General features: G+C 65.2%; 26 protein-coding genes and 1 riboswitch. Of the genes, 11 read left to right on the plus strand and 15 right to left on the minus strand.

Annotation, left to right across the window (positions count from 1 at the left end; all coding sequences use genetic code 11):
- Window positions 1-286: 286 nt before the first annotated feature.
- The 3 genes from BHE01S_RS17660 to xseA all read right to left on the minus strand — a co-directional run bounded on the left by BHE01S_RS17660 (window position 287) and on the right by xseA (window position 4049).
- The gene (locus tag BHE01S_RS17660; protein WP_042266175.1) at window positions 287-1417 is read right to left on the minus strand and encodes an IS110 family RNA-guided transposase; all 1131 of its coding nucleotides are present in this window, start codon (window positions 1415-1417) and stop codon (window positions 287-289) included.
- Window positions 1418-1680: 263 nt separating this feature from the next.
- Window positions 1681-2259 (minus strand): superoxide dismutase [Fe], encoded by a 579-nt coding sequence (gene sodB, locus BHE01S_RS17665; protein ID WP_042266176.1) that lies wholly within the window; start codon window positions 2257-2259, stop codon window positions 1681-1683.
- A gap of 413 nt (window positions 2260-2672) precedes the next feature.
- Window positions 2673-4049 carry an exodeoxyribonuclease VII large subunit gene (gene xseA, locus BHE01S_RS17670; protein ID WP_042266178.1) on the minus strand — a complete coding sequence of 459 codons (1377 nt, stop codon included), beginning with the start codon at window positions 4047-4049 and terminating at the stop codon, window positions 2673-2675.
- A gap of 553 nt (window positions 4050-4602) precedes the next feature.
- On the opposite strand from xseA, the gene lpxK reads away from it, so the two are divergent.
- The 5 genes from lpxK (at window position 4603) to BHE01S_RS17695 (ending at window position 8770) form a co-directional block, all read left to right on the plus strand.
- On the plus strand, window positions 4603-5682 hold the full coding sequence (gene lpxK / locus BHE01S_RS17675; protein WP_042266180.1) for a tetraacyldisaccharide 4'-kinase: 1080 nt from the start codon (window positions 4603-4605) through the stop codon (window positions 5680-5682).
- Entirely contained in the window at window positions 5663-5866 is a 204-nt protein-coding gene (locus BHE01S_RS17680) for a Trm112 family protein (protein ID WP_042266182.1), read from the plus strand. The genes lpxK and BHE01S_RS17680 overlap by 20 nt, the downstream gene beginning before the upstream one ends.
- A gap of 192 nt (window positions 5867-6058) precedes the next feature.
- Window positions 6059-6862: a 3-deoxy-manno-octulosonate cytidylyltransferase gene (kdsB, locus tag BHE01S_RS17685; protein WP_042266183.1), complete on the plus strand. Its 804-nt coding sequence runs from the start codon at window positions 6059-6061 to the stop codon at window positions 6860-6862.
- Window positions 6863-7163: 301 nt separating this feature from the next.
- Window positions 7164-7826 (plus strand): adenylate kinase, encoded by a 663-nt coding sequence (adk, locus tag BHE01S_RS17690; RefSeq protein ID WP_042266185.1) that lies wholly within the window; start codon window positions 7164-7166, stop codon window positions 7824-7826.
- Window positions 7827-8011: 185 nt separating this feature from the next.
- Window positions 8012-8770 (plus strand): SDR family NAD(P)-dependent oxidoreductase, encoded by a 759-nt coding sequence (locus BHE01S_RS17695; RefSeq protein WP_042266186.1) that lies wholly within the window; start codon window positions 8012-8014, stop codon window positions 8768-8770.
- Window positions 8771-8853: 83 nt separating this feature from the next.
- On the opposite strand, the gene BHE01S_RS17700 is transcribed toward BHE01S_RS17695, so the two are convergent.
- Both BHE01S_RS17700 and murJ read right to left on the minus strand, forming a co-directional pair.
- Window positions 8854-9693: a SirB1 family protein gene (locus tag BHE01S_RS17700; protein WP_042266412.1), complete on the minus strand. Its 840-nt coding sequence runs from the start codon at window positions 9691-9693 to the stop codon at window positions 8854-8856.
- A 5-nt stretch (window positions 9694-9698) separates the two neighbouring features.
- Window positions 9699-11249, minus strand: coding sequence for a murein biosynthesis integral membrane protein MurJ (murJ, locus tag BHE01S_RS17705; protein ID WP_042266187.1), 1551 nt, complete (start codon window positions 11247-11249; stop codon window positions 9699-9701).
- Window positions 11250-11657: 408 nt separating this feature from the next.
- Between murJ and rpsT the strand changes: the two genes are divergently transcribed.
- The gene (gene rpsT / locus BHE01S_RS17710; protein ID WP_042266189.1) at window positions 11658-11930 is read left to right on the plus strand and encodes a 30S ribosomal protein S20; all 273 of its coding nucleotides are present in this window, start codon (window positions 11658-11660) and stop codon (window positions 11928-11930) included.
- 137 nt (window positions 11931-12067) lie between these two features.
- Here rpsT and BHE01S_RS17715 read toward each other — a convergent pair whose 3' ends face one another.
- The gene (locus BHE01S_RS17715; protein ID WP_042266190.1) at window positions 12068-12415 is read right to left on the minus strand and encodes a DUF3579 domain-containing protein; all 348 of its coding nucleotides are present in this window, start codon (window positions 12413-12415) and stop codon (window positions 12068-12070) included.
- Window positions 12416-13041: 626 nt separating this feature from the next.
- On the opposite strand from BHE01S_RS17715, the gene argF reads away from it, so the two are divergent.
- A complete protein-coding gene (argF, locus tag BHE01S_RS17720; protein ID WP_042266191.1) occupies window positions 13042-13971 on the plus strand; it encodes an ornithine carbamoyltransferase in 930 nt (309 codons plus the stop codon).
- A 77-nt stretch (window positions 13972-14048) separates the two neighbouring features.
- Here argF and BHE01S_RS17725 read toward each other — a convergent pair whose 3' ends face one another.
- A complete protein-coding gene (locus tag BHE01S_RS17725) occupies window positions 14049-14849 on the minus strand; it encodes an IclR family transcriptional regulator (protein WP_042266193.1) in 801 nt (266 codons plus the stop codon).
- A gap of 127 nt (window positions 14850-14976) precedes the next feature.
- On the opposite strand from BHE01S_RS17725, the gene BHE01S_RS17730 reads away from it, so the two are divergent.
- Window positions 14977-16167: an acyl-CoA dehydrogenase gene (locus BHE01S_RS17730; protein WP_042266195.1), complete on the plus strand. Its 1191-nt coding sequence runs from the start codon at window positions 14977-14979 to the stop codon at window positions 16165-16167.
- 106 nt (window positions 16168-16273) lie between these two features.
- Here the strand turns inward: BHE01S_RS17730 and BHE01S_RS17735 are convergent, their stop codons facing one another.
- Window positions 16274-16912 carry a peroxiredoxin gene (locus BHE01S_RS17735; RefSeq protein WP_028205314.1) on the minus strand — a complete coding sequence of 213 codons (639 nt, stop codon included), beginning with the start codon at window positions 16910-16912 and terminating at the stop codon, window positions 16274-16276.
- Window positions 16913-17275: 363 nt separating this feature from the next.
- Here BHE01S_RS17735 and BHE01S_RS17740 point away from each other — a divergent pair, with 363 nt between their 5' ends.
- From BHE01S_RS17740 to BHE01S_RS17750, 3 genes are all read left to right on the plus strand, one after another.
- Entirely contained in the window at window positions 17276-17578 is a 303-nt protein-coding gene (locus BHE01S_RS17740; protein WP_007584918.1) for a DUF883 family protein, read from the plus strand.
- Window positions 17579-17782: 204 nt separating this feature from the next.
- The gene (locus BHE01S_RS17745; protein WP_042266199.1) at window positions 17783-18169 is read left to right on the plus strand and encodes a phage holin family protein; all 387 of its coding nucleotides are present in this window, start codon (window positions 17783-17785) and stop codon (window positions 18167-18169) included.
- Window positions 18170-18184: 15 nt separating this feature from the next.
- Window positions 18185-18658 (plus strand): DUF3318 domain-containing protein, encoded by a 474-nt coding sequence (locus BHE01S_RS17750; RefSeq protein ID WP_042266200.1) that lies wholly within the window; start codon window positions 18185-18187, stop codon window positions 18656-18658.
- A 29-nt stretch (window positions 18659-18687) separates the two neighbouring features.
- Here BHE01S_RS17750 and BHE01S_RS17755 read toward each other — a convergent pair whose 3' ends face one another.
- The 7 genes from BHE01S_RS17755 to glyA all read right to left on the minus strand — a co-directional run bounded on the left by BHE01S_RS17755 (window position 18688) and on the right by glyA (window position 23360).
- Window positions 18688-19119 (minus strand): type IV pilin protein, encoded by a 432-nt coding sequence (locus BHE01S_RS17755; RefSeq protein ID WP_042266201.1) that lies wholly within the window; start codon window positions 19117-19119, stop codon window positions 18688-18690.
- A 20-nt stretch (window positions 19120-19139) separates the two neighbouring features.
- Entirely contained in the window at window positions 19140-19613 is a 474-nt protein-coding gene (locus tag BHE01S_RS17760; protein ID WP_245639770.1) for a pilus assembly PilX family protein, read from the minus strand.
- A gap of 59 nt (window positions 19614-19672) precedes the next feature.
- On the minus strand, window positions 19673-20500 hold the full coding sequence (locus BHE01S_RS17765) for a PilW family protein (RefSeq protein ID WP_042266204.1): 828 nt from the start codon (window positions 20498-20500) through the stop codon (window positions 19673-19675).
- Window positions 20497-20940: a hypothetical protein gene (locus BHE01S_RS36085; protein WP_052405976.1), complete on the minus strand. Its 444-nt coding sequence runs from the start codon at window positions 20938-20940 to the stop codon at window positions 20497-20499. The genes BHE01S_RS17765 and BHE01S_RS36085 overlap by 4 nt, the downstream gene beginning before the upstream one ends.
- The gene (locus tag BHE01S_RS17775; RefSeq protein WP_042266416.1) at window positions 20922-21458 is read right to left on the minus strand and encodes a GspH/FimT family pseudopilin; all 537 of its coding nucleotides are present in this window, start codon (window positions 21456-21458) and stop codon (window positions 20922-20924) included. Before BHE01S_RS17775 ends, BHE01S_RS36085 begins: the two co-directional genes overlap by 19 nt.
- A 156-nt stretch (window positions 21459-21614) precedes the next feature.
- Window positions 21615-22097, minus strand: a complete 483-nt coding sequence (nrdR, locus tag BHE01S_RS17780) for a transcriptional regulator NrdR (RefSeq protein ID WP_042266207.1) — start codon at window positions 22095-22097, stop codon at window positions 21615-21617.
- Between the two features lie 15 nt (window positions 22098-22112).
- Window positions 22113-23360: a serine hydroxymethyltransferase gene (gene glyA / locus BHE01S_RS17785; protein ID WP_042266208.1), complete on the minus strand. Its 1248-nt coding sequence runs from the start codon at window positions 23358-23360 to the stop codon at window positions 22113-22115.
- A gap of 160 nt (window positions 23361-23520) precedes the next feature.
- Window positions 23521-23658: riboswitch (ZMP/ZTP riboswitch) on the minus strand.
- Window positions 23659-23811 lie beyond the last annotated feature (153 nt).

Here is a 23811-nt window from a genome sequence, read left to right on the forward strand (position 1 = left end):
GATATGACTCCCGGTGTCAATCGGAATCGGTTTTCAAGATCTACTCCATGGTTAGAGCGAATTTCCTGAGGGCGGCGTAGCAGTAAATCTCGACGGTGGATCAAGCTGATATTCGCGGGTTGGCTACCGCATTACTGAGGTCCGTCTCATGAGCCTGCCGCTTCCTTACTACGCAAGTCGACTGATGTCGTTGCCAAACGCGGTCGCGGGTTACTCGAATACCGGGCTGCGCCGCCTTCAGGAAACTTCCGATGCTGGTTGGCTTTTCGTCAGCTACGTCCTCCGTTTATGCGGCTTGTTCGCTGTACGGTGCGGCCAGAGTCATCCCCAGTCGACCGACGTCCCAGATGAAGGCAGCCAGTTCGCGCGCGACAGCGATGATGGCGACGTGTGCGGTCTTCCCTCTGGCGACGAGCTTGCGATATCGCCTGCACAGCCTCAGCTGCGCGTCCCAGGCACGATCGATTATCGGTTTGGGTAGACCTTCATGCCGGCGCTGGATATCGATGCTCACGCGTGCCGGATGTCGATAGCTCCAGGCGGATTCAACCAGCAGCTTACGTGCATAGCTGTTGCCGGTCTTGGTAATGCTACCTAGGCGTCGTTTCCCACCCGAGGAATGCTCCGAAGGCGTCACGCCAATCCATGCCATCAGTTGCCGTGGATGTTGGAAACGCGTGAGGTCACCCAGTTCGGACACCAGGCCGATTGCCGACGTGAAGTTGATGCCGCGCATCGCTTGCAAAGCAAGTACGACTGGATAGAACCGCCAATTGATGACGGCTTCACGCAAAGCCAGTTCCAGCCGCTCGCATTGCGCGAGCCGATCCTCAATCGAGCGCCGATGTTCGTTGAACGCCAGTTGCTGCCAGGCGCTGTCAAACGAGAACGTACTTAACCAGCGCCTGTGTGTCGGCCCCCAGTTGGGACGGCCGAGGTAGTGGACGCCGTGGGCCAGCAGAAAGGATTTGAGCCTGCAGCGTGCTGCCTTCAGGTCTTCTCTGGCAGCCGACCAGGCGCGGGCCAGGTCGCGAAACGCTTCATCTTCAACCGTCGGCACATGCACGGCTGACAGGTCGCCGGCGCGCAGCGAGCGCACCAGCTTGATCGCGTCACGGCGGTCCGTCTTGACGCGATCACCTGGCTTGCGCGGAATAAGCGACGGAGCGCACACCATGCAGTCAAAGCCTTTATCGACCAGCCGCCGGTACAGTCCGTATCCGCACGGACCCGCTTCGTAGACGAAACAGATCTGCCGCGCCTTTAGTTGCAGCTTCTTGCACAGCCGATCAACGTCAATTTGCATGGTGCCGATTTTGCCGAACAGTTCCACTTCGCCCATCTCGATCGCGTACGCAACCGTGATCGAATCTTTGTGAACGTCCAGTCCCACGTACAACGTGCTATCGTTTTCCACGCTGGCCTCCGTGTCGGAAATCGCCGGGTGCGGCCCTGTCCGCACCGTGCGGCTCTGGCAGACATGCTAGCCCGCGTTTGATGCCGCGCGGCAGGCCAGCCTCTACCTCACGGGAGTCATACTGACTTGCGTAAGTGCGTTTGCGTAAAACGCTTCGCGCAAAATAAAAAGGCCCTCGATTCACACCGAGGGCCTTTTGCAGGTGCCGCAGCCAGCACGGCACATCGAACAGGGCTTCGTACTACGCGAAACCCACACGCAACTCACGCAAAGTTCTGCGCTGCGAAGTTCCAGTTCACGATGTTCCAGAACGCTTCGACAAACTTCGGACGTGCATTGCGGTAGTCGATGTAGTAAGCGTGTTCCCACACGTCGATCGTGAGGAGCGCCTTCGCGTCGGTCGTGAGCGGCGTGGCGGCGTTGCTGGTCGACACGATGTCGAGCGAGCCGTCAGCCTTCTTCACGAGCCACGTCCAGCCCGAACCGAAGTTGCCCACGGCCGCCTTCGTGAAGGCTTCCTTGAATGCGTCGTAGGAGCCCCACTTCGCGTTGATCGCGTCGCCGAGCGCGCCCGACGGTGCGCCCCCGCCTTGCGGCGAGAGGCTGTTCCAGAAGAACGTGTGATTCCAGATCTGCGCCGAGTTGTTGAACACGCCACCCGACGACTTCTTGACGATCTCTTCGAGCGAGAGCTTTTCGAACTCGGTGCCCGGAATCAGGTTGTTCAGATTCGTGACGTAAGCCTGGTGGTGCTTGCCGTAGTGGAACTCGAGCGTCTCTTCCGACATGTGCGGAGCGAGGGCGTTCTTCGCGAACGGCAGCGGCGGGAGCGTAAATGACATGATGCGGTTCCTTCGTCGTGTTATGGGGAGTTCTGCGTGAAGTTCTACAAATTCGCCGGCATGGAGCACTCGATTGTAGGCGAGTTGGAATAACCCCGCAAACGAGCGGCCTTTATGCCGGATATCGTTTGCGCGGGGCTTTTCCGAATGAACCGCCATGTGGTTTTTCGCCGATGCAGCCACGCTCGAACCACGCGTTCCATGCCGCGCTTTGCCTGCCCGCTTCGCGCGCAGGCAAGACGGCTGCAATCGCGTTGCAATCTCCGCACAATCGGCATGCAAACTTCCTGCAACGGGACTGCAACAATCGTTCGCCGCCACGATTCATTGTCGAGGCGAAGCGATCGGGCGATTGCGCCGGTGCCTGGCTGAGCAGCAAGCGACGGGCCCGACAGGCCGGCTGCGAGCCCAGATCAGAAACCGTCGGCGAGGCGCGGCTGGACATCGGCAAGCGCCACGTCGGCGCTGCCCTGGGCAAGATGCACGGTGAGGCGCTTGCCCGGCTTGAGCGTGGCGGGCGAGCGCACGGCTGCGCCGCTTTGCACGTCGAGCAGCGCCGCATAGCCGCGCTCGAACGTGCGCTGCGGGCTCAGCACCTCGAGCCGCGCCGCGAGTTCCGAAAGGCGCGCCGCTTCGCGCTCGCGCGCTCGCGCGAAGGCGCCGTCCAGACGCCGTCCGAGCGACTCCAGTTGGGCGCGCTGCGCGGCGGGGTCGGGCCGCGCGCGCTGCCAGCGCATCTGCATGACGTTCAGGCGTGCACGCGCCTCGGCGCTGGCACGCGAGCCCGCCGAAGCGAGCCGTATCGTCAGCTGGCGCAAGTGCGTGCGCTGCTGCGCAAGCCGTTCGACGGGGGAAACGAGCCGGCGCGCCAGCCAGTCGAGCTGTTGCGCGCGCCGCTCGAGCAGACGGCCGAAATCGCGTGCGAGCGCGGCGTGGCGCTGGTCGAGGTCGCGCAGCAGCAGCGTGCGCTGCGGACTGACGAGTTCAGCCGCGCCGGTTGGCGTCGGCGCGCGCACGTCGGCGGCGAAATCGGCAATCGTGAAATCGGTTTCGTGCCCCACGCCGCTCACCACCGGAATGGCGCTGACCGCAATCGCGCGTGCAAGCGCTTCGTCGTTGAACGACCACAGGTCCTCGATCGAGCCGCCGCCGCGGCACAGCACGAGCACGTCCACCTCGTTGCGCGCGTTCGCGGTTTCCAGCATCGCGGTGAGCTTTTCCGCCGAGCCCGCGCCCTGCACCGGCGCGGGATAAACGATCACCGGCACATGCGGCGCGCGGCGGCACAGCGTGGTCAGCACGTCGCGCAGCGCGGCGGCCTGCATCGACGTAATCACGCCGATGGCGCGCGGATGCGAGGGCAGCGCGCGTTTGCGCTGCGGGTCGAAGAGCCCTTCGGCCTCGAGTTGCGCCTTCAGCCGCAGGAAAGCCTCGTAGAGCCGGCCCTGGCCAGTGCGCCGCACGGCCTCGACGTTCAGCTGGAGTTCGCCGCGCGGCTCGTACATCGTGACAAGCGCGCGCACTTCGATGCGGTCGCCTTCGCGCGGCGTGAATTCGGCATACTGGGCCCGGCCGCGGAACATCACACAGCGAATCTGCGCCTGGGCGTCCTTGATCGAGAAGTACCAGTGGCCGCTCGCGGCGCGCGTAAAGTTGGAAACTTCGCCGGAAATCCATGCAAGCGGGAACGTGCGCTCGAGCATCGAGGCAATCGCCCGGTTGAGCGCCGACACCGGCACGACGACGTCGCCCGAAGGCGCGGAGGAAGCGGAGAAGCGGTCGGATAGCATGCGAAAGGGTATGGAGAAACCTCGGCCGGACAGACGATAGACCGTTCGGGGGGCCGTAGTCCAGCACGAATGAAACCCGGCCTGCAAGCCCCGCGAAGTGTCCACATCGGCGCTGTCATGCGGCATGCTGACCGCAGCCGGCCCGTAAACGCTGAAAAAAATGGCTCATGCCGTTGATTTATATACGTTTTTTATCGATATGACATCCTGGCAGGCCGATGGACAGGCCGAAGAATGGGCCTTTGCGCCTTCGCGGGACCGACTTCTCCACAAAGTTATCCACAGGCGTTGATTTTTCCGACGTTTCGCGCGCCTTGCACAACCGGCAGTTGCGTACCGCCCGGCAGCTTGCCGCTTGACGCCTACCCGCGCTAGAGTGCCGGGTTCACGAGCGCCTGTGCCGCATCACGCGAAGCACCGGCCGCTCGCATGCGCAGGTCATTCGTCTGCCGTCTTGCTTGTCGCCCACCTCGAACCGGAGAACCGACCCGATGCCCGCCCTGCCTGTCTGCTTCCCGCATGCCGCGTGGGGCGCTTCGCGCGCATATTGCCGATGAGCGGCCCTGTCTCCAGTCTCAAGGAACGCCTCGAAGCGCAGTTTGCGCACGCCTGGCAACGCCGCGGCGCGCTCGCGTGGGCGCTCACGCCGCTCGCCACCGTGTTCGCCGCCGTGAGCGGTGCGCGCCGCGCCGCCTTTGCGGCGGGCTGGCTCAAGAGCGTGCGCGTGGGCGTGCCCGTGGTGGTGGTCGGCAACGTGACCGTGGGCGGCACCGGCAAGACGCCCACGGTGATCGCGCTCGTCGAGGCGCTGCGCGCCGCGGGCTTTTCGCCGGGCGTGGTCTCGCGCGGCTACGGCGCGAAAATCGGCCGCCCCGCGCCCGTCACCGCGGATACCCCCGCTCGCCTTTGCGGCGACGAACCGCTGCTGATCGCCCGCCGCACGGGCGTGCCCGTCTGGGTCTCGCCAGACCGCGTGGCGGCGGCCACGGCGTTGTGCGGCGCCCACAGCGACGTCGACGTGATCGTGAGCGACGACGGCCTGCAGCACTACCGCCTTGCGCGCGACATCGAGATCGTGGTGTTCGACCATCGTCTGGGCGGCAATGGCTTTCTGCTGCCGGCAGGCCCCCTGCGCGAGCCGCTCTCGCGCCGGCGCGACGCCACGCTTGTGAACAATCCGTTCGAGCGGGCGCTGCCGGCCTGGCCCAATACGTTCGCGCTCAAGCTCGAACCCGGCGACGCCTGGCATCTCGCCAATCCGGCGCTGCGCCGTCCGCTCGCGCAGTTTGCCGCGGACCTGGCCGCACCGGGGCAAGGCACGCTCAAGCAAGGATCGCAGGGCGCGCCGCGCATCGTGGCGGCGGCCGGCATCGGTTCGCCGGAGCGTTTTTTCGCGACGCTGCGCGCCGCCGGGCTCGCGCCGCAAACCCTGCCGCTGCCCGACCACTACGCCTACGCGACCAACCCGTTCGCCGATGTCAGCGCCGACGCGATCCTGGTCACCGAAAAGGATGCAGTAAAATTGGGGGCCTGGAACGACGCGCGCATCTGGGTCGTCCCCGTCGAAGCCGCGCTCGATCATCGCCTCATTACCCTGGTTGTGGAGAAACTCCGTGGACGCTCGTCTGCTTGAAATCCTGGTCTGCCCGATCTGCAAGGGCCCGCTCAGCTATGACCGCGCCGCGCAGGAGCTGATCTGCAACGCCGACAAGCTCGCCTACCCGATCCGCGACGGCATTCCGGTCATGCTGGTCGACGAAGCGCGTCAAACCGTGGAAGGTACGCCGGTCGATCCGCACGGACCCAGCGCCGCGTAAGGCGCGCGGGCGGTGCCAGGCGGCCGCGATCGCGCTCACTTGCGCCGCTTGCGCCACTCACACCGCTTGCGCCGCTCACCTCGTCTTCCCGGCTCGAAGCCGGGCCACGCGCGCCGCCCCCGGCGCGTCCCCCAAGGCGGTCTCCCGAACCGGTTTCCCCAATCCGCTTTCCTGCCCTAGCCCCAACTGGCCATGACTGCTCCCGTGCAACCCTTCATCGCCGTCGTCCCGGCGCGTCTCGCCTCCACGCGACTGCCCAACAAACCGCTTGCCGACATCGGCGGCAAGCCGATGGTGGTGCGCGTGGCCGAGCGTGCGCGCGATTCGGGCGCGCAGCAGGTGCTGATCGCCTCGGACGCCCAGAGCGTGCTCGACGCCGCCCGCGCCCACGGTTTCGAGGCCGTCCTCACGCGAGCCGATCACCCGTCGGGCACCGACCGCCTCGCCGAGGTCGCCGAGCACTACGGCTGGAGCGACGAGACGATCGTGGTCAACGTCCAGGGCGACGAACCGCTGATCGACCCCGCGCTCGTATGCGACGTTGCGTCGCACCTCGCCGCGCACCCCGAATGCGCGATCGCCACCGCCGCCCATCCCATCACGGCGCCCGACGAAATCTTCAGCCCGAACGTCGTGAAGGTCGTGCTGGACTCACGCGGCGTTGCGCTCTACTTCTCGCGCGCGCCCATTCCCTGGGCCCGCGACGCATGGCAGCCGCACTGGTCGCCGGCGCGCCTCGATCTCGGCGCAATGCCCGCCCCGCCGGCTCCCGCGACCGTTTATCGCCACATCGGGCTGTACGCGTACCGCGCGAAATTCCTGCGCACCTACCCCTCGCTCGCGCATTCGCCCATCGAGCAGGTCGAGGCGCTGGAACAGCTTCGCGCGATGTGGCACGGCGAGCGCATCGCGGTGCTCGTGACGGCGCAGGCACCCGCCCCGGGCGTCGACACGCCCGCCGACCTCGCCCGTGTGCAGGCGTTATACCGGCCTTAATTCCGTCCGTGGGGCAAAAATCCCATGGCATAATCAATTGTTTGCGCGAGCCGTCTAAAGCCTTTGTGCGTCGGGGTTTCCCCGCTTTTCGGCACCGTCTTGCAGCGCCGCCCGGTGTCCAGTGCGAGTCATGAACACCGGGCGAAAAGCTGTGTAGAACGTGCCGTCGCCCCCGCCAGCACTGCCTCGATGGTCGTGAGCGAACGGGCGAGGAGACGCACGACGCTGACGATGCCGCCCAGCCGCGCGTGCGGGGCAGCCGCCGCGCCGCAAGAATTCACACAGATCGGAGATTGTTCACATGCGTTTGATCCTGTTGGGCGCCCCGGGCGCGGGCAAGGGAACCCAGGCAACCTTCATCAAGGAAAAGTTCGGCATTCCGCAAATCTCGACGGGCGACATGCTGCGCGCGGCCGTCAAGGCCGGTACGCCGCTTGGCCTCGAAGCGAAGCGGTTCATGGACGCCGGCGAGCTCGTGACCGACGAGCTCATCATCAATCTCGTGAAGGAGCGCCTTCAGGAGCCCGACTGCAAGAACGGCTACCTGTTCGACGGCTTCCCGCGCACGCTGCCGCAAGCCGAAGCGATGAAGCAGGCGGGCGTGGCGATCGATTACGTGCTCGAGATCGACGTGCCGTTCGACGAGATCATCACGCGCATGAGCGGCCGCCGCATGCACCCGGCTTCGGGCCGCACGTATCACGTCAAGTTCAATCCGCCGAAAGTGGACATGACGGACGACGTGACGGGCGAACCGCTCGTTCAGCGCGACGACGACAAGGAAGAAACGGTGCGCAAGCGTCTGGACGTGTACGTTGCGCAGACCAAGCCGCTCATCGCCTACTACAGCGACTGGGCAAAGCGCGGGGAGGAAAACGGCCTGAAGGCGCCGCAGTATCGCGCCATCTCGGGCCTCGGCAGCGTCGACGAAATTCGCGAGCGCGCATTCGAAGCGCTCAAGTAAGCGGGTCGAAGTCCGACCCGAAGCCGGTATCGGCACACTTGCTGGTTTGCCTGCGGGCCGGCTGGCGCCGCACTCCCGAGCGGTTTCGGGACGCGGCGCCAGCCGGCCCGTTCTGTTTTTTGCCGGGTCTCGCGCGAATTTCCCCTGCGCGCGAGACGGCACGGCCACAACACAGGAGACGAAACATGCAGATCCGCGGCAACGTATTTCTCATCACCGGCGGCGCGTCGGGACTCGGCGCGGCCAGCGCGCGTCTGATCGCGGCCGAAGGCGGCAAGGTCGTCATCGCCGACCTCAATGAGGACGCCGGCGGCGCACTCGCGAAGGAACTGGGCGGCGCGTTCGTGACGTGCAACGTGGCGAACGAGGAGGACGGCGCGCGCGCCGTGGCCGCGGCAACCGCGCTCGGGACGCTGCGCGGCCTCGTGAACTGCGCGGGCATCGCGCCCGCCGTGAAAACCGTAGGCAAGGACGGCCCGCATCCGCTCGACACGTTCTCTAAGACCGTTTCGGTCAATCTGATCGGCACTTTCAACATGATCCGCCTCGCGGCGGCCGCCATCGCCCAGACCGCGCCGAGCGAGGGCGGCGAGCGCGGCGTGATCGTCAACACCGCTTCGGTGGCCGCTTACGACGGCCAGATCGGCCAGGCCGCCTACGCCGCGTCGAAGGGCGGCGTCGTCGCAATGACGCTGCCGATCGCGCGCGACCTTTCGCGCAGCGGCATCCGCGTGATGACGATCGCCCCCGGCATCTTCGAAACGCCGATGCTGCTCGGCATGCCCAAAGAGGTCCAGGACGCGCTCGGCGCAATGGTTCCGTTCCCGCCGCGCCTCGGCAAGCCGGATGAGTATGCGATGCTCGTCAAGCAGATCGTCGAGAATCCGATGCTCAACGGCGAGGTGATCCGTCTGGACGGCGCGATCCGCATGCAGCCGAAGTAACGGCGCGCCTTCCCTCCGCGCGATAAAAAAGACGCCCGCGACGAAAATCGCGGGCGTCCGTCTTTTGCGGGGCGGCCGCGGCTTCAGTCGTTATCGAGCGTGCGCTGGCGCAACTCATGCAACTGCGACTCGACGACGGTCGCGTCTTCCGCGTCCGGGCGCTCGTCGAGATAGTGTTCGAGGTCTTCGAGCGCCGGGCGCAGATAGTCGAGACGCGCATAAGCGAAGCCTCGGTCGCGCACTTCCTCGATGCTCTGCGGCAGCAGGATCACGAGCCGCTGCTGGATGGCCAGCAGGCGCTGCCAGCGTTCCGTCTGCAGATAGACCGACTTCAGGTTGCGCAGCATGCGCGCGACGATCTCGCGTCGTGTGGCCGGCTCGAGCAGCATGCGCAGCGCGCGCGCCACGGAATCGCCGGCGTTGGCCACGAACGGTTCGAGCATCTCCACCATGTCGGACTCGGTGAGCGTGCGGCCCGTGGTGGGATCGAGCATCTCGTCGCCTTCGGGCAACGTCACGCGCAGCAGAAAATGCCCCGGAAACGACACGCCTTTCACCGGCAGACCGAGCTGGGTCGCCATTTCCAGATACAACACGGCGAGCGAAATGGGGATGCCACGCCGGCGCTTGAGCACGGCGTTCAGGTGGCTGTTTTCGGGGTCGAGAAAGTCGTTGAGGTTGGCCGCGAACCCCATCTCGCGAAAGAAGCAGCGGTTGAGCACGGCAACCCGCTGACGCACGTCCGCGCCTTCGGGCATGCGGCGGCGCACGCGCAGCGCGAGTTCGTCGATCTCGGCGAGCGTGCCTTGCAGATCGAGATCGGGATAGGCGTCCTGCGCGATCGCCAGCGCCGCCTCGGTGAGCGGCAGGCTCTCGTCGTCGGCAACGAGCGCGCTGAAATAATCCAGAACCCGCGTAGTCATCGTGGTCACTTCGCCCGCCTCTTGAAGTACGCGTATTTGAAGCCCATGAGCCAAAGCATACCGAAATATAGCGCCGCGAACAGGACGAGGCACGCACCGAGCAAGGCGATGCGCGCAAACGGTTCATGACGCAGCGCGATCCAGTCGTAGCTGGTGGCGCACCAGTGCATCGCCCCGGCCAGCACGAGACATGCCCCCAGCAGCTGCACGAAGAACGTGGTCCAGCCGGACGACGGCATATAGATGCCGCGGCGGCGCAGCCCGATGAACAACAGCAGCGCGTTCATGCAGGCGCCGAGGCCGACCGAGAGCGTCAAGCCCGCGTGCGAGAAGATCGGCACGAAGATGTAGTTGCTGATCTGCGTGGCGATGAGCACGCCCACACCGATCTTGACCGGCGTCTTGATGTCCTGGCGCGCATAGAAGCCGGGCGCGAGGATCTTGATGAGGATGAGGCCGACGAGCCCCACTCCGTACGCGGCGAGCGCGCGGCCCGTCATGACGACGGACGTGGCGTCGAACTTGCCGTAATGAAAGAGCGTGGCCGTGAGCGGCTCGGCGAAGAAAAAGAGCGCGACGGCCGAAGGCGCGGCGAGCAGGAAGGTCACGCGCAGGCCCCAGTCGAGCAGCGCCGAGTACTCGTGCGGATCGGCATCGACGTGCGCCTTCGAGAGGCTGGGCAGCAGGATCGTGCCGAGCGCCACGCCGAGCAGCGCCGTCGGGAACTCCATCAGGCGGTCGGCGTAGTTGATCCACGACACCGCGCCGGGCCCCAGACGCGAGGCGATATTGGTGTTGATGATGAGGCTGATCTGCGCGACCGAGACGGCGAACATGGCGGGCACCATCTTCGCGAGCACGCGCTTCACGCCTTTGTGCGCGAGCGCCTTGAGCGGATTCAGGCCGATGCGCGGCATCATGTCGATGCGCTTCAAGCCCGGCAACTGCACGAGGAACTGCAGCACGCCGCCCACGATCACGGCCCACGCGAGCGCGTAGACGGGCTGCTTCATATGCGGCGCGAAGGCCACGGCCGCCGTGATGAACGACACGTTGAGCAGCACCGGCGCGAACGCGGGCAGCGAGAACTGCTTGTACGTGTTGAGCACGCCTGACGCGAGCGACGTCAGCGAGATGAACACGATATAGGGGAACATGATGCGCGTCATCGTGACGGCGAGCGGAAACGCCTGCCCGTCGCTCTTCAAGCCCGAAGCGACCACGATCACGACGAACGACGCACCGAAAATGCCGAGCAGCGAGAGGATCGCGAGCACCCACGCGAGCACGGTCGAGGTGGCGTCGACGAGCGCGCGCGTGGCGTCGTGGCCCTTCTGGTTCTTGAACTCCGCGAGAATCGGCACGAACGCCTGCGAAAAGGCGCCTTCCGCCGAGATGCGGCGCAGCAGGTTGGGAATACGAAACGCGACGTAGAAAGCGTCGGTGTACTGGCTCGCACCGAAGGCGCGCGCAATCAGCGTTTCTCGGGCCAGACCGGTCACGCGCGACAGCAGCGTGAAGCCGCTGACTGTCAGCAGGGCTCGGAATAGATTCATGGGGCGGTCATTATACGGGCGTCGTCCGCTCCATCGCGGATGCGCAGCGCAAAGGTCGGCGCAAAACCCCGCGCGACGGCGCAGGCGAGCGGGAGGCAAAGGCAAGGCGCGCTGATTGTGACCGTGTTACGTGAAAGGCGTTCACGTACGGCAGCACTTGTTCGCTATCGCACTGTGATTGCCAGCCGCACGACTCTGCTGCTATACTTCTTGGTTCGGGTTCTCGCAGAGGCCTCGAAACGCGTCTTGGAAAGGGAGCGGAAACCCGCTCTGGCACAAAAGGCGCGGCCAGTTGGGCAAAACTCAGCCGGCAAATACCGTTTTGAACGTCTCAGGCATCGCTGCCGGTCGTTCGAATCCAGGCAAAGAGCGTGGTCGCACCACGCTCCGCAATCACAAGGAATCGCAATGGCAAACTCCGCACAAGCACGCAAGCGCGCCCGTCAGGCCGTGAAGGCAAACTCGCACAACTCGGCACTGCGCTCGAAGTTCCGCACCGCCATCAAGGCTGTTCGCAAGGCAATCGACGCCGGCGACCAGGCAAAGGCTGCCGAAGTTCTGAAGGCATCGGGCAAGACGCTCGACATCATCGCCGACAAGAAGATCGTTCACAAGAACAAGGCCGCTCGCCATAAGAGCCGCCTGGCGGCTGCCGTCAAGGCAATGCAAGCCGCGCAGTAAAGACTCGGACGCCGGCCGCGGCCGGCAATCGACTCGCTGAGCTGCACCACAAAAAACCCGCTTCGGCGGGTTTTCTGGTTTCTGCAGGGCATAAAAAACCCGCCGAAGCGGGCCCTTCCCTGGCCTTCGCCGCGCCGTCAGCGCACGTTGGCTTGCTGCGTGGCGTGGTCGTGAGGCAGTTCGCACGCCTCGGTCACGACGAGGTCGTTGTCCTTCGCGAAGTTCATCACAAAATTAAAGGCCATCGGCTCGACGTCCTTCAGGCGCGAATCCAGCACGACGACCTTGAGGTCGCCGATCATCGTCGGGCGCACATAGAGCGAGTAGCGCAGATAGGCGTTCGGGCCGCGAGCATTGGCCGACGCTTTCGGACCAAAGCTCGACATCACCCCGGCGAGGCGCTCCGACCAGTCACTCGGACGAAACTTCTTCCCCGTGCTGGTGATGCCTTGAATGAAGTATTCAGTTGGAGCTTCGTCGGCCATGCAGGAGTACCTGTGTGTGTAGCTGCTGGGTGCGTTTGCAGCGTGTAACGGCGGCACGAGCGCTGCGCCCGCGCGGGTACCGCGGAACACCGGCCGCGGGGGTCGCCCGCCGCCACACGCATGGACAGTCCGATGGCCAGGAAACGGCTGCCGCGCACCCCGCCTGGCATGAAGTCTCGAAAATCGCCGCCGATGCGTGTCACAAGCAGGTCTCGCAACGGGATCGACAGGACGACTTCGCGGCGCACTGCCGGTCAGCGCACAGGCCGCGCCCGCGGGCTTGCCTGCCGCGGCCGCGAGGTGCTGCCACCTTGCCGTCGCCCACGTTCAGGGCCCGTTTGTCGTGCCTAAGAAATCTCTGAGATTATAGCGCACTGACCGTTTTGACGCAGTGCACACAAGGCACTTGAAAGGCTGGATCCGGGCCCTTGCGATGCCCGCGAACCCGTCACGAAAGTCATCGCAAAAGCGCTGCCCGCCGTGCGTCAAAGCACCCTGCCCCAATTTTGGGCAACTCGTCAAAATGCGCAAAATCCTTTATGCTGCTTTGACTTACCACCAACCGCAGCGGCGTCGCCGGCCCAATCCTGCAGTTCGAGGCCGTGTCGGGCGCCGTTTTTTGTTTCATGACCTCCCGGACCATACGCCATTACCTGCAGTTCAAGGATTTCTCCCTTGACGAATATGAATATGTGCTGGAGCGCGCGCGCATCCTGAAGCGCAAGTTCAAGAACTACGAGACCTATCACCCGCTGCACGACCGCACGCTGGCGATGATCTTCGAGAAGAGCTCCACGCGCACGCGCCTGTCATTCGAAGCGGGTATCTTCCAGCTGGGCGGCCACGCCGTGTTCATGAACACGCGCGACACGCAACTCGGCCGCGGCGAGCCGATCGAAGATTCGGCGCAGGTCATCTCGCGCATGGTCGACATCATCATGATCCGCACGTTCGGCCAGGACATCCTGCAGCGCTTCGCCGAAAGCTCGCGCGTGCCGGTCATCAACGGCCTCACGAACGAGTACCATCCCTGCCAGGTGCTGGCCGACATCTTCACGTACTACGAGCACCGCGGCCCGATCCGCGGCAAGACCGTGGCGTGGGTCGGCGACGCCAACAACATGCTCTACACGTGGATCGAAGCCGCGCAGATCCTCGGCTTCAAGCTGCGCATCTCCACCCCGCCGGGCTATCCGCTCGATCCGGCGCTGGTCGCGCCGGAAAGCAAGCCGTTCTACGAAGTGTTCGAGGACCCGCACGACGCCTGCGACGGCGCCGACCTCGTCACGACCGACGTCTGGACCAGCATGGGCTTCGAGGCCGAAAACGAAGCGCGCAAGCAGGCCTTCGCCGACTGGTGCGTGGACGCGCCGATGATGGCCCGCGCCAACGCCGATGCGCTTTTCATGCACTGTCTGCCCGCACACCGCGGCGAGGAAGTGAGTGCCGAGGTCATCGACGGCCCGCAGAGCGTGGTCTGGGATGAGGCCGAAAACCGCCTTCACGTGCAGAAGGCGCTCATGGAGTTCCTGCTGCTCGGCCGCTTGAACCACTGAGCCTCGCCTACGCCATCATGAAGAAGCCGACCCGAAGGTCGGCTTTTTTGTGCCTGCTGCGGCTCGCGGCTCGCGCATTACACCGTTTCGCCAAGACGACGCGCCAGCGACTTCAAAAGCGGCGCCACGCGCTCGCGAAACACCTCGGGCCCCATCGACGAAGCCGGCCCGCTGCAACTGAGCACGAGCCAGCGACGCTCGCGCGGCTCGCGAAACGGCACCGCCACGGCGTTGACGTCTTCGTGCCAGTCGCGAAACGAATAGCAGCACCCCTCCTTGCCGAACACCTCGATCTCGCGTTTCGCGGCCTCCACCAACGCCGGCCCTTCGGTGCCCGCTGCCTTCTCCAGTTCCGCGAACAACGCCATACGCACATCGATGGGCTGCACGGCCAGATACGCGCGGCCCATCGAGCTCGTGAGCATGGACAGCCGTGAGCCCGACGCGAGGCCGAGCGTGAGCGCCGTCTCGCTGCGGATCGTTTCGAGATAGATCACGTCGAGGCCGTCGCGGCACCCCAGCGACACCGCGGCGCCCACCTCGCGCGCGAACGCGCGCATATGCGGGCGGGCGAGTTCGAGCGTGTCCGTGCCCGAAAGCAGCGCGAAGCCGAGTGACAGCACCCCGGCGTCGAGCGCATATTTGCCAAGCGATTCATCAAAGCGCAGATAGCCGAGCACGGTGAGCGTGTACGCGAGCCGGTTCACGGTCGCCTTGGGCAGGCCCGTGCGCTCCACGAAGTCGCGATTGCCGAGCAGTGTTTCGCCGGGACGGAACGCCCGCAGCAGGTCGAGCCCGCGGGCGAGCGCCACGACGAACTTGCGCTCGTCGATCGGCCCCTCGGCCAGCGAAGAAGAAAAAGATGAAGTCGTAGTCATTCCGGATGCGGATATGGGCGCCTTGGTGCTACACTCAAGTCAATTTGCAAAACATTGTTCCGCATAGCGGAACTCCCGTCAAGCGCAAATTCGCCCATTTCACGGATTTGAGGAAAGGAGAGACACCATGGCCGCACACGCCCAGTTCCATTGGGAAGACCCGCTTCTGCTCGACCAGCAGCTCACCGAAGAGGAGCGCATGGTGCGCGACGCCGCCGCCGCGTACGCTCAGGACAAGCTTGCTCCGCGCGTGCTGGAAGCGTTCCGCCACGAAAAGACGGACGCCTCGATCTTCCGCGAGATGGGCGAAGTCGGCCTGCTCGGGCCGACGATCCCCGAGCAATATGGCGGCCCCGGCCTCAATTACGTGGCCTATGGCCTGATTGCGCGCGAAGTGGAGCGCATCGACTCGGGCTATCGCTCGATGATGTCGGTGCAGTCGTCGCTCGTGATGGTGCCGATCTTCGAATTCGGCTCGCAGGCGCAAAAGCAGAAGTACCTGCCGAGGCTCGCCAGCGGCGAATGGATCGGATGCTTCGGGCTAACGGAGCCGAACCACGGCTCGGACCCGGGCAGCATGGTCACGCGCGCGAAGAAGGTGAACGGCGGCTACTCGCTCTCGGGCGCGAAGATGTGGATCACGAACTCGCCGATCGCCGACGTGTTCGTCGTCTGGGCAAAGCTCGAGGAAGACGGCAAGGACGACATCCGCGGCTTCATCCTCGAGAAAGGCTGGAAGGGTCTCTCGGCGCCGGCCATCCACGGCAAGGTGGGTCTGCGCGCCTCGATCACCGGCGAAATCGTGCTCGACGAAGTGTTCGTGCCGGAAGAAAACATCATGCCGGACGTGAAGGGCCTGCGCGGTCCGTTCACCTGCCTGAACTCGGCGCGCTATGGCATTGCCTGGGGTGCGCTCGGTGCCGCCGAATCGTGCTGGCACACGGCGCGCCAGTACGTGCTCGACCGCAAGCAGTTCGGCCGCCCGCTTGCCGCGAACCAGCTGATTCAGAAGAAGCTCGCCGACATGCAAACGGAAATCACCCTCGGCCTGCAGGGTTGCCTGCGTCTTGGCCGCATGAAGGACGAAGGCACGGCGGCCGTCGAGATCACGTCGATCATGAAGCGCAACTCGTGTGGCAAGTCGCTCGACATCGCGCGTCTCGCCCGCGACATGCTGGGCGGCAACGGCATTTCCGACGAGTTCGGCGTGGCGCGTCACCTCGTGAACCTCGAAGTGGTGAACACCTACGAGGGCACGCACGACATCCACGCGCTGATCCTCGGCCGCGCGCAAACGGGCATTCAGGCGTTCTTCTGATCGCCGCGCGGCCCCGCATCGCCGGCGCATAAAAAACGCCGCACGATTCGTTTCGTGCGGCGTTTCTGTTTTGGCGCGCGTCCCGCGCGGACGTCGGCCGAACGGCTTACTTGTTCGGCTGCGGCGTCATGCGCAAATACGGACGCAGGGCCTTGTAGCCCTTCGGGAACTTCTGCTTGAGGACTTCTTCGTCCTTCAGCGACGGCACGATCACGACGTCGTCGCCCTGCTTCCAGTTGCCGGGCGTCGCGACCTGGTAGTTGTCGGTGAGCTGCAGCGAGTCGATCACGCGCAGGACTTCGTCGAAGTTGCGCCCCGTACTCGCCGGATAGGTGATGATGAGGCGCACCTTCTTGTTCGGATCGATCACGAAGAGCGAGCGCACGGTGAGCGTCTCGTTCGCGTTGGGATGGATCATGTCGTACAGCGTGGACACCTTGCGGTCGCCGTCCGCGAGAATCGGGAAGCCGACGTTCGCGGCCTGCGTCTCGTTGATGTCCTTGATCCATTCGTTGTGCGACTGGGCGCTATCCACCGAAAGCGCGATCGTCTTCACGTTACGCTTCTCGAACTCGTCCTTGAGCTTCGCGGTCAGACCAAGTTCGGTCGTGCACACCGGCGTGAAGTCGGCCGGATGTGAAAACAGGACGCCCCAGCTATTGCCGAGCCACTCGTGAAACTTGATACGGCCAATGCTCGAATCCTGCTCGAAGTCGGGTGCGATATCGCCAAGACGTAGACTCATGGTGCGGTTCCTTTGGACGAGGTGAATGAGGCTGGATAGAAACAGTGCGCGTGGCCCGCTGATCCAGTGGGCGTTTACAACACTCAAGCATACAGGCCCTGGTCATGCCCCGCGAACGAACATCGCCTCACACCGGTATGAGTTTTTGTAATTTTGAACCGATTGGAGGAAACTTTAGGTGCCGGATCAAATCCATGTCTCTCGACTCGCGATTTTTTTGTAAGCGGGATACAGAACCCCCGCTCATGCACGCTTGCGGGAACGGATCGTGCGGATTTACAGGTCGTGGCGGCGCGTCACGCTTGCCAGCGCCCGTATCTTTGTTACGATTCACGCGTGATGTGACACGATGGGAGCCAGTCAATGTCAGAGGTCAATAAGGAGAGGCTGATGTCCGATATCAAAACCGTCCTCGCGGATGCAGAGGACCTGCTCAAGCAGGCAGCGAGCGCTACGGGCGAGCGCGCTTCGGAGTTGCGCGAAACGGCACTCTCGCGTCTGAAGCAGGCGAAAGAGAAGGCCGCCGACGTCCAGGTGGTCGTGGTCGAAAAAGGCAAGAAAGCGGCACGCGCCACCGACGACTATGTCCACGAGCATCCGTGGGCGTCGATCGGGATCGCCGCCGGCGTGGGCGTGCTGGTCGGCTTGCTGATCAACCGCAAATAAATCGGCGCTCGCCGCGCCACGCCGGTGCGCCAGGCGCTCCCGCGTGGCGCGCGCGACCAGCCGCTGGCGGCGGGTGGCTGAAAGCTTTTTGCCGACGCGGCCCGCCGCACTGCGTGGTCTCGGCGGGCGATCCAGCCCGCTGCTTTTTCTTGCGTTTTTTCTTGCGCATTGCCCGGGCATCCGCCTGCGCTACCTGCCATCGCCATGACGACTGACACCCACTCGCAGCGACACGAACACGGGCCGTTGCGCCGACTGCTCGGCTCCGCGTCCGCGATGCTACAGACGCGGCTAGAACTGATCGGCATCGAACTCGCGGAGGAGAAGGACCGCCTCATCGGCGTGCTCTTCCTCGGCCTCGCGGGGATGATGTTCGCGATGCTTGCCCTGATCGCGCTCACGGCGCTCGTTGCCATCGCCTTTTGGGACACGTACCGCTGGGAGGCGCTCGCCGGTCTCACGATCGTCTATGCGATCGCGGCGATTTTCTGCGGCCTGAAGGCGCGTCGCGGGCTGCACACCGCGCCGCTCGTCTTCCAGGCAACGCTCGAGGAATTCGAGAAAGACCGAGATGCCCTGCGCCACCCCTAGCCGCAAGCCGACGCCATGAACCAACCCCGACCGGACACCGCCTTTCGCCCCCCCCGTGGCCGCTCGCACGACCTCTCGACGCCGCAGTTGCGCGCGTTGCGCAAGGAACTGCTGCTCGTGCGAGCAAGCGTGGAACGCGCCGAAATGGCCGAAGCGCTCGTGGACATCCGCGCGACGGTCACGAACTTCAGCTGGCTGCGCTTCGTAGTACCCGGATTCGGTCGCTCTGGTGCCGGCGGCGGTGTCGCTTCCGGTCTCGGCAGCCTGCTCAAGGAATATCCGCTCGTCAGTTCGCTCATCTCGCTCATCGTGGCGAAGCCGCTGGGTACGAGCATCGTTTCGGCTGCGCGCCCCGTTATCAAGTGGGGCGGCCTCGCCTTCACGGCCTGGGAAGCGTATCGGGTATGGCAGCAGGTGCGACGCCAGCGCGGCGCCTCGGCGAACCCGCCTGCCCGCGACAGGTCCGACGAAGACGACCTCACGGGCTGACCGCCGGCCGTTTCGCCGTGCCTGGGCGTTCACCGGTCCCCCCAGCACATCTGGATAGCCGCCGCGACAGCGCCGCCGTCCGCAGCGTGGTTGCTACGCGCGCCGGTTGCGTCGAGTACGAAGGCGCCACAAGCGTCGCCACGCATCGGCCCGGCTTCCACCGGATCGGCTACGAGGGCGTAGCCGCCGTTGGCATCGTCGGCGGGCATGAGGCGCAAGCGGTAGACGGGCGTTCCCGTCGGTGGCGCCTGGTCGAATCCCGTGGGCAAAGACGCCATCGACGCGCTCTGCGTATCGACGAGTTGCGCCGCCCGATAGAGCGCGGCCACAGCGTCGATGCGATGTCCCCGCGCGATCTGCGCGCTCCACCCCGGCAGCGCGAAGGCCGCGACGATAGCGGCCACCGCCAGCGCGATGACCAGTTCGAGCAGTGTGAACGCGTTGTACCGGTTGTTCTTCACCTTTCCTCCCGTTTGCCTCGTCAAAAGGGCCTCGCGACGACGCGACGCCAGTGATGCTCGACGCGTGTCGCGTCACCCGCGGCGTCGAAAACCAACAGGTCCTGCAGCCAGCTTTGCGTGTCTTCCGCTGCGCCGAACCCTCGCGCCGTGACGAGATACGCGCGAACCAGCGGACGGCTCTCGATGTGCCAGGCCTCGACGATGCATTGCGGCACGCGCACGGACCCCGGCCACGCGGCAACGGGCGCGATCGCCTGCCGCTCGAAGCTGTCCTGCCGTCGCCAGGCTTGCGGCTCGCCGGATTGCGTGGCCCCTGCAGGCACGGTCAGCGCGCCATTCGTCAGCTCACGCGCGCACAACACGAGAGCCGCGTCGGCGGCATGGAAGGACTGCAGATGATCGGCGACGGCATCGGCGTTGCGCTGCGCCAGCAGCGCGGCCTCGAACCACGCCGCCGAGGTCACGAGCATCATCGCGACGACAAGCAGCACCACGGGGAGCGCCACGCCGCGACATGTGACACGTGTGCGACGTTTCCCGCGCAGGCTCGTTCTCATGGCACTGAGTGCAAAACCGCTGCGGGCAAAACCGCTGCGGGCAAAACATTACGCAGCACGATGTGCCGCCAGAACGCTTGTCGCGCTCGCCCATCCGTGCCGACCGCCTGCGCCCCGTCGCAATCGACATAGCGCATGCGCCGCGCAAAAGCCGCCCCGCGCACCTGCACGCACAGATCGACCGCCACGACCGACGCCCACTGATCGCGCGCGAGCGCCGAAGCCTCGGCCGCCTGCGCCGCGCCCGCCGTCCAGTAGCGCAGGCTCAAACGCTCGACGCCCTCGACGAGCGGCTGCGGCTTACCGGCATAGCCGGAACCCACGCAGTAAAGCTCGCTCTCGCGAGTCGACTGGCTCACATTGGCGTAATAACGGTTCACGATTTCCACACCTGCCACGCCAACCGCCTGCCCAAGGCAGTCAGTAGCCTGGCCGTTTGCGGCGGGCCACGTCGATACGCTGTCGCCTTGATAGCGCACGGCCAACCCGTCGGAGCGGCTCGACAGCGGCTCGCAGCCAAGCGCTGTATCGGTGCCGGTCGGGCGCCCCGCCGCGCAACCGAAGATCGCTGGGCCGGCCAGCGGCGAGCGTGCGTCCGCGGCAACGAAGCCACCCATCTGGATCTGCTCGCCGATCAGCATCAACGCATTCATGCCGGCCTCGTGGATGCGCGCGGCGTCGCTCGCCTGCGCGTAGGCCTGACGCTGTGTGCGATAAGCCGAGAGCGCACCAAGCGTCACCACGAGGCCCAGCGCCACGGCGATCGTCAGTTCGAGCAGCGTGTGGCCGGCCTGCTGGCGCGCGTGGGCGAAACGCTTGTTCATCGCAGAAACGCCAGGGCGATGCAGGCGCGCCCGGCAGTCGCCGCGGCATCGCGACACGGCGCAACCCGCGCAACCGCGGTCGATCCCGACCCTGCACCGAGCGGCGTAGCCGCCCAACTCACGGACGCGATCGATGCGTCGCCACCCGCGCTCGACGTGGTTAGCCGTCCATCGGGCACGACGCTCGCCGTCAGCGCCCTCCATCGATCAGTCATGACGGGCGTTGCCCCTGCCGCGCGCGCAGCTTCGGCCATGGCGTCAGCGGCAAACGCTGCGCGCTCGCGCGCCGCCGCCAGTTGCGCGTGGCGGAGCAGCCCGAGTTGCGTGCTCATCAGGCCGAGCCCGCACACCGCCATGACTCCGAGCGCAATGGCGACCTCCAGCAGCGTCGACCCGCGCGCGCTGCGCTCGCTCGCGCCGCTCATGGCGCCCCCGAGCATGCGCCGTCGCTGATGCGTGCCCGGCCCCCCTGCGCGATGCGTATGCAGCGACGCCAGCCCGCGCCGCGCTGTGCCGCCGATGGCGCCCGCGGGGCAATCTCGAAGTTGCGCAAGCTGCCGATGGTCTGCCCCGCCGGCGGCGAAAACGTGATGGCAGTGAGCCCCGACGCCACGGAAATTGCCTCGAGCGCCGGCTGGATGCGCAGCGGGATAGAGGCTCCGGCGCGCTCGATCATCACGGCCCAGCCGCAGGACCAGTCGGCGATACCGGACGGACACACTTTGGCCGACGCGAGGCAATTGCGCGCGGCGTCGACGCGGCAAACGGTGACGCGCGACTTGCGCCGTATCGCCTCGTTACGTGCATAGGCGAGCGTGCCGAGCATGGCGTTGGCGCGCGCGTCGACCTGATCGCGTACACGCCACGCGGTGAAAACGGGCGTGGAAACCGTTGCGCAGATTGCCAGCAGGACGATGACGACCATCGTCTCAATGAGCGTGAATCCTCCGTACTTCATGAGCAATCCTTAGTTCGAGCGGATTGCCATCAATCTACGGACGAAAGCGAAACGAAACAATTAGCCGAACGGCTAGCTGGTGCGCGCAGCGTCGGCTCGCGAGAATGCAAGCGTTACGACAGCGGCCTGGCAGGGGGAAGAAAAATGCGAATGCGCTCAGCGCTTTTTCGCGGGGTTGTTGGCAGCACCCGCGCGGCGGAATTCCTCGATCACGTCTTCGAACTCGGAGACGTCCTCGAAGCGTCGGTACACCGAAGCAAACCGTACGAACGCGACCTTGTCGAGTTCGCGCAACTCGCCCATGACGAGTTCGCCAAGGCGCTCGCTGCGCACTTCGCGCTCGCCGCTGCCGAGCAATTGATACTCGATACGGGCAACCGCCGCATCGATCGCATCGGCCGCAACCGGGCGCTTGCGCAACGCCAGTTGCATGCTCGCCACGATCTTGCGGCGGTCGAATTCCGTGCGGCTGCCGTCCTTCTTGACGACCGCCGGCATCGCCAGCTCGACCCGCTCATACGTCGTGAAACGCTTGTCGCAGGCCGGACAGCGGCGCCGGCGCCGGATCGCGGCACCGTCTTCGGACACGCGCGAGTCGACGACCTGCGTGTCTTCATGCCGGCAAAAGGGGCAGCGCATGGGATATCGCGCGGCTTAGCGGTAAACCGGGAAACGCTTCGTCAGCTCGGCGACCTGCGCCTTCACGCGCTCGATCGTCGCGGCGTCCTCCGGATTGTCGAGCACGTCGGCGATCAGGTTGCCCACCTGCTCGGCTTCCTTCACGCCAAAGCCGCGCGTCGTCATGGCCGGCGAACCGAGACGGATGCCGCTCGTCACGAACGGCTTCTCCGGGTCGTTCGGGATCGCGTTCTTGTTCACCGTGATGTGCGCGGTGCCGAGCACGGCTTCCGCCGCCTTGCCGGTGATGTTCTTGGCGCGCAGGTCCACCAGCATCACGTGGCTTTCCGTGCGGCCCGAAACGATACGCAGACCACGCTTGACCAGCGTCTCCGCCAGCACGCGCGCGTTCTCGACCACTTGCTGCTGGTAGGACTTGAATTCCGGCGAGAGCGCTTCCTTGAACGCCACGGCCTTGCCGGCAATGACATGCATGAGCGGACCGCCCTGAATGCCCGGGAAGATGGCCGAATTGATCTGCTTCTCGAACTCCGCCTTCATCAGGATCACGCCGCCGCGCGGGCCGCGCAGGCTCTTGTGCGTGGTCGTGGTGACGAAGTCGGCGTGCGGAACCGGGTTCGGATAGACGCCTGCGGCGATCAGGCCGGCGTAGTGCGCCATGTCGACCATGAAGTACGCGCCGACCGCCTTGGCAACCTTGGCAATGCGCTCGAAGTCGATACGCAGCGCGAATGCCGATGCACCCGCGATGATCAGCTTCGGCTTCGTTTCATGCGCGCGCTTTTCGAGCGCCTCGTAGTCGATGTCTTCCTTGGCGTCGAGACCGTAGCTCACGACATTGAACCACTTGCCGCTCATGTTCAGCGCCATGCCGTGCGTGAGGTGGCCGCCTTCGGCGAGGCTCATGCCCATGATGGTGTCGCCCGGCTTGAGCACGGCGAAGAACACGCCCTGGTTGGCCTGCGAGCCCGAGTTCGGCTGGACGTTCGCGGCTTCGGCGCCGAACAGCTGCTTCACGCGGTCGATCGCGAGCTGCTCGACGATATCCACGTTTTCGCAGCCGCCGTAATAGCGCTTACCGGGGTAGCCTTCGGCGTACTTGTTGGTGAGTTGCGAACCCTGCGCGGCCATGACCGCGGGCGAAGTGTAGTTTTCCGACGCGATGAGTTCGATGTGCTCTTCCTGGCGGCGGTTCTCGAGTTCGATCGCCTTGAAGAGTTCGGGATCGACATTGGCGATGGTGCTTTCGGCTCTGTCAAACATACGGATTCCGTTAAGTGTGTTCAGGTTGACCGGGTCTCGCGCGGAACGCGTAGCGGGTACGCGGCGCTGCTGGCGAAGAGGCCAGCCTTGGCGTGGCGGAAGGAGGTGCCGCACACGCGAGGCAGGACAGCCCCGGCAGCGCTAACGAAAGCGCGCGAAATCAGGCTGCCCAGGCGAACGGCAAAACGGCACCCCGCGCTTCACGGTGGGTCGTTCCACCTTGGGTCCCCAATAACGAAGGCATTGCTATCCCTAATGCCGCCGTTCCGGAACCCTATCGCCAGTCACGCAGGGATTGAGCGCGTTAGTGTATTGGAACGGCAGGGAATAGGCAACCGGCCGCCCCCGGTGCGCCCGGGCGCCACGCGGCCTGCGGCGCGGCGGGCGGCGGCCCCGGCCATGCGGGCCGCGCGCGTACTGTCCCTTTCTTGCCGCAATGCGGCATTGCAAG

Source organism: Paraburkholderia heleia NBRC 101817, assembly GCF_000739775.1.
In the GTDB taxonomy this organism is placed as follows: Bacteria; Pseudomonadota; Gammaproteobacteria; order Burkholderiales; family Burkholderiaceae; genus Paraburkholderia; species Paraburkholderia heleia.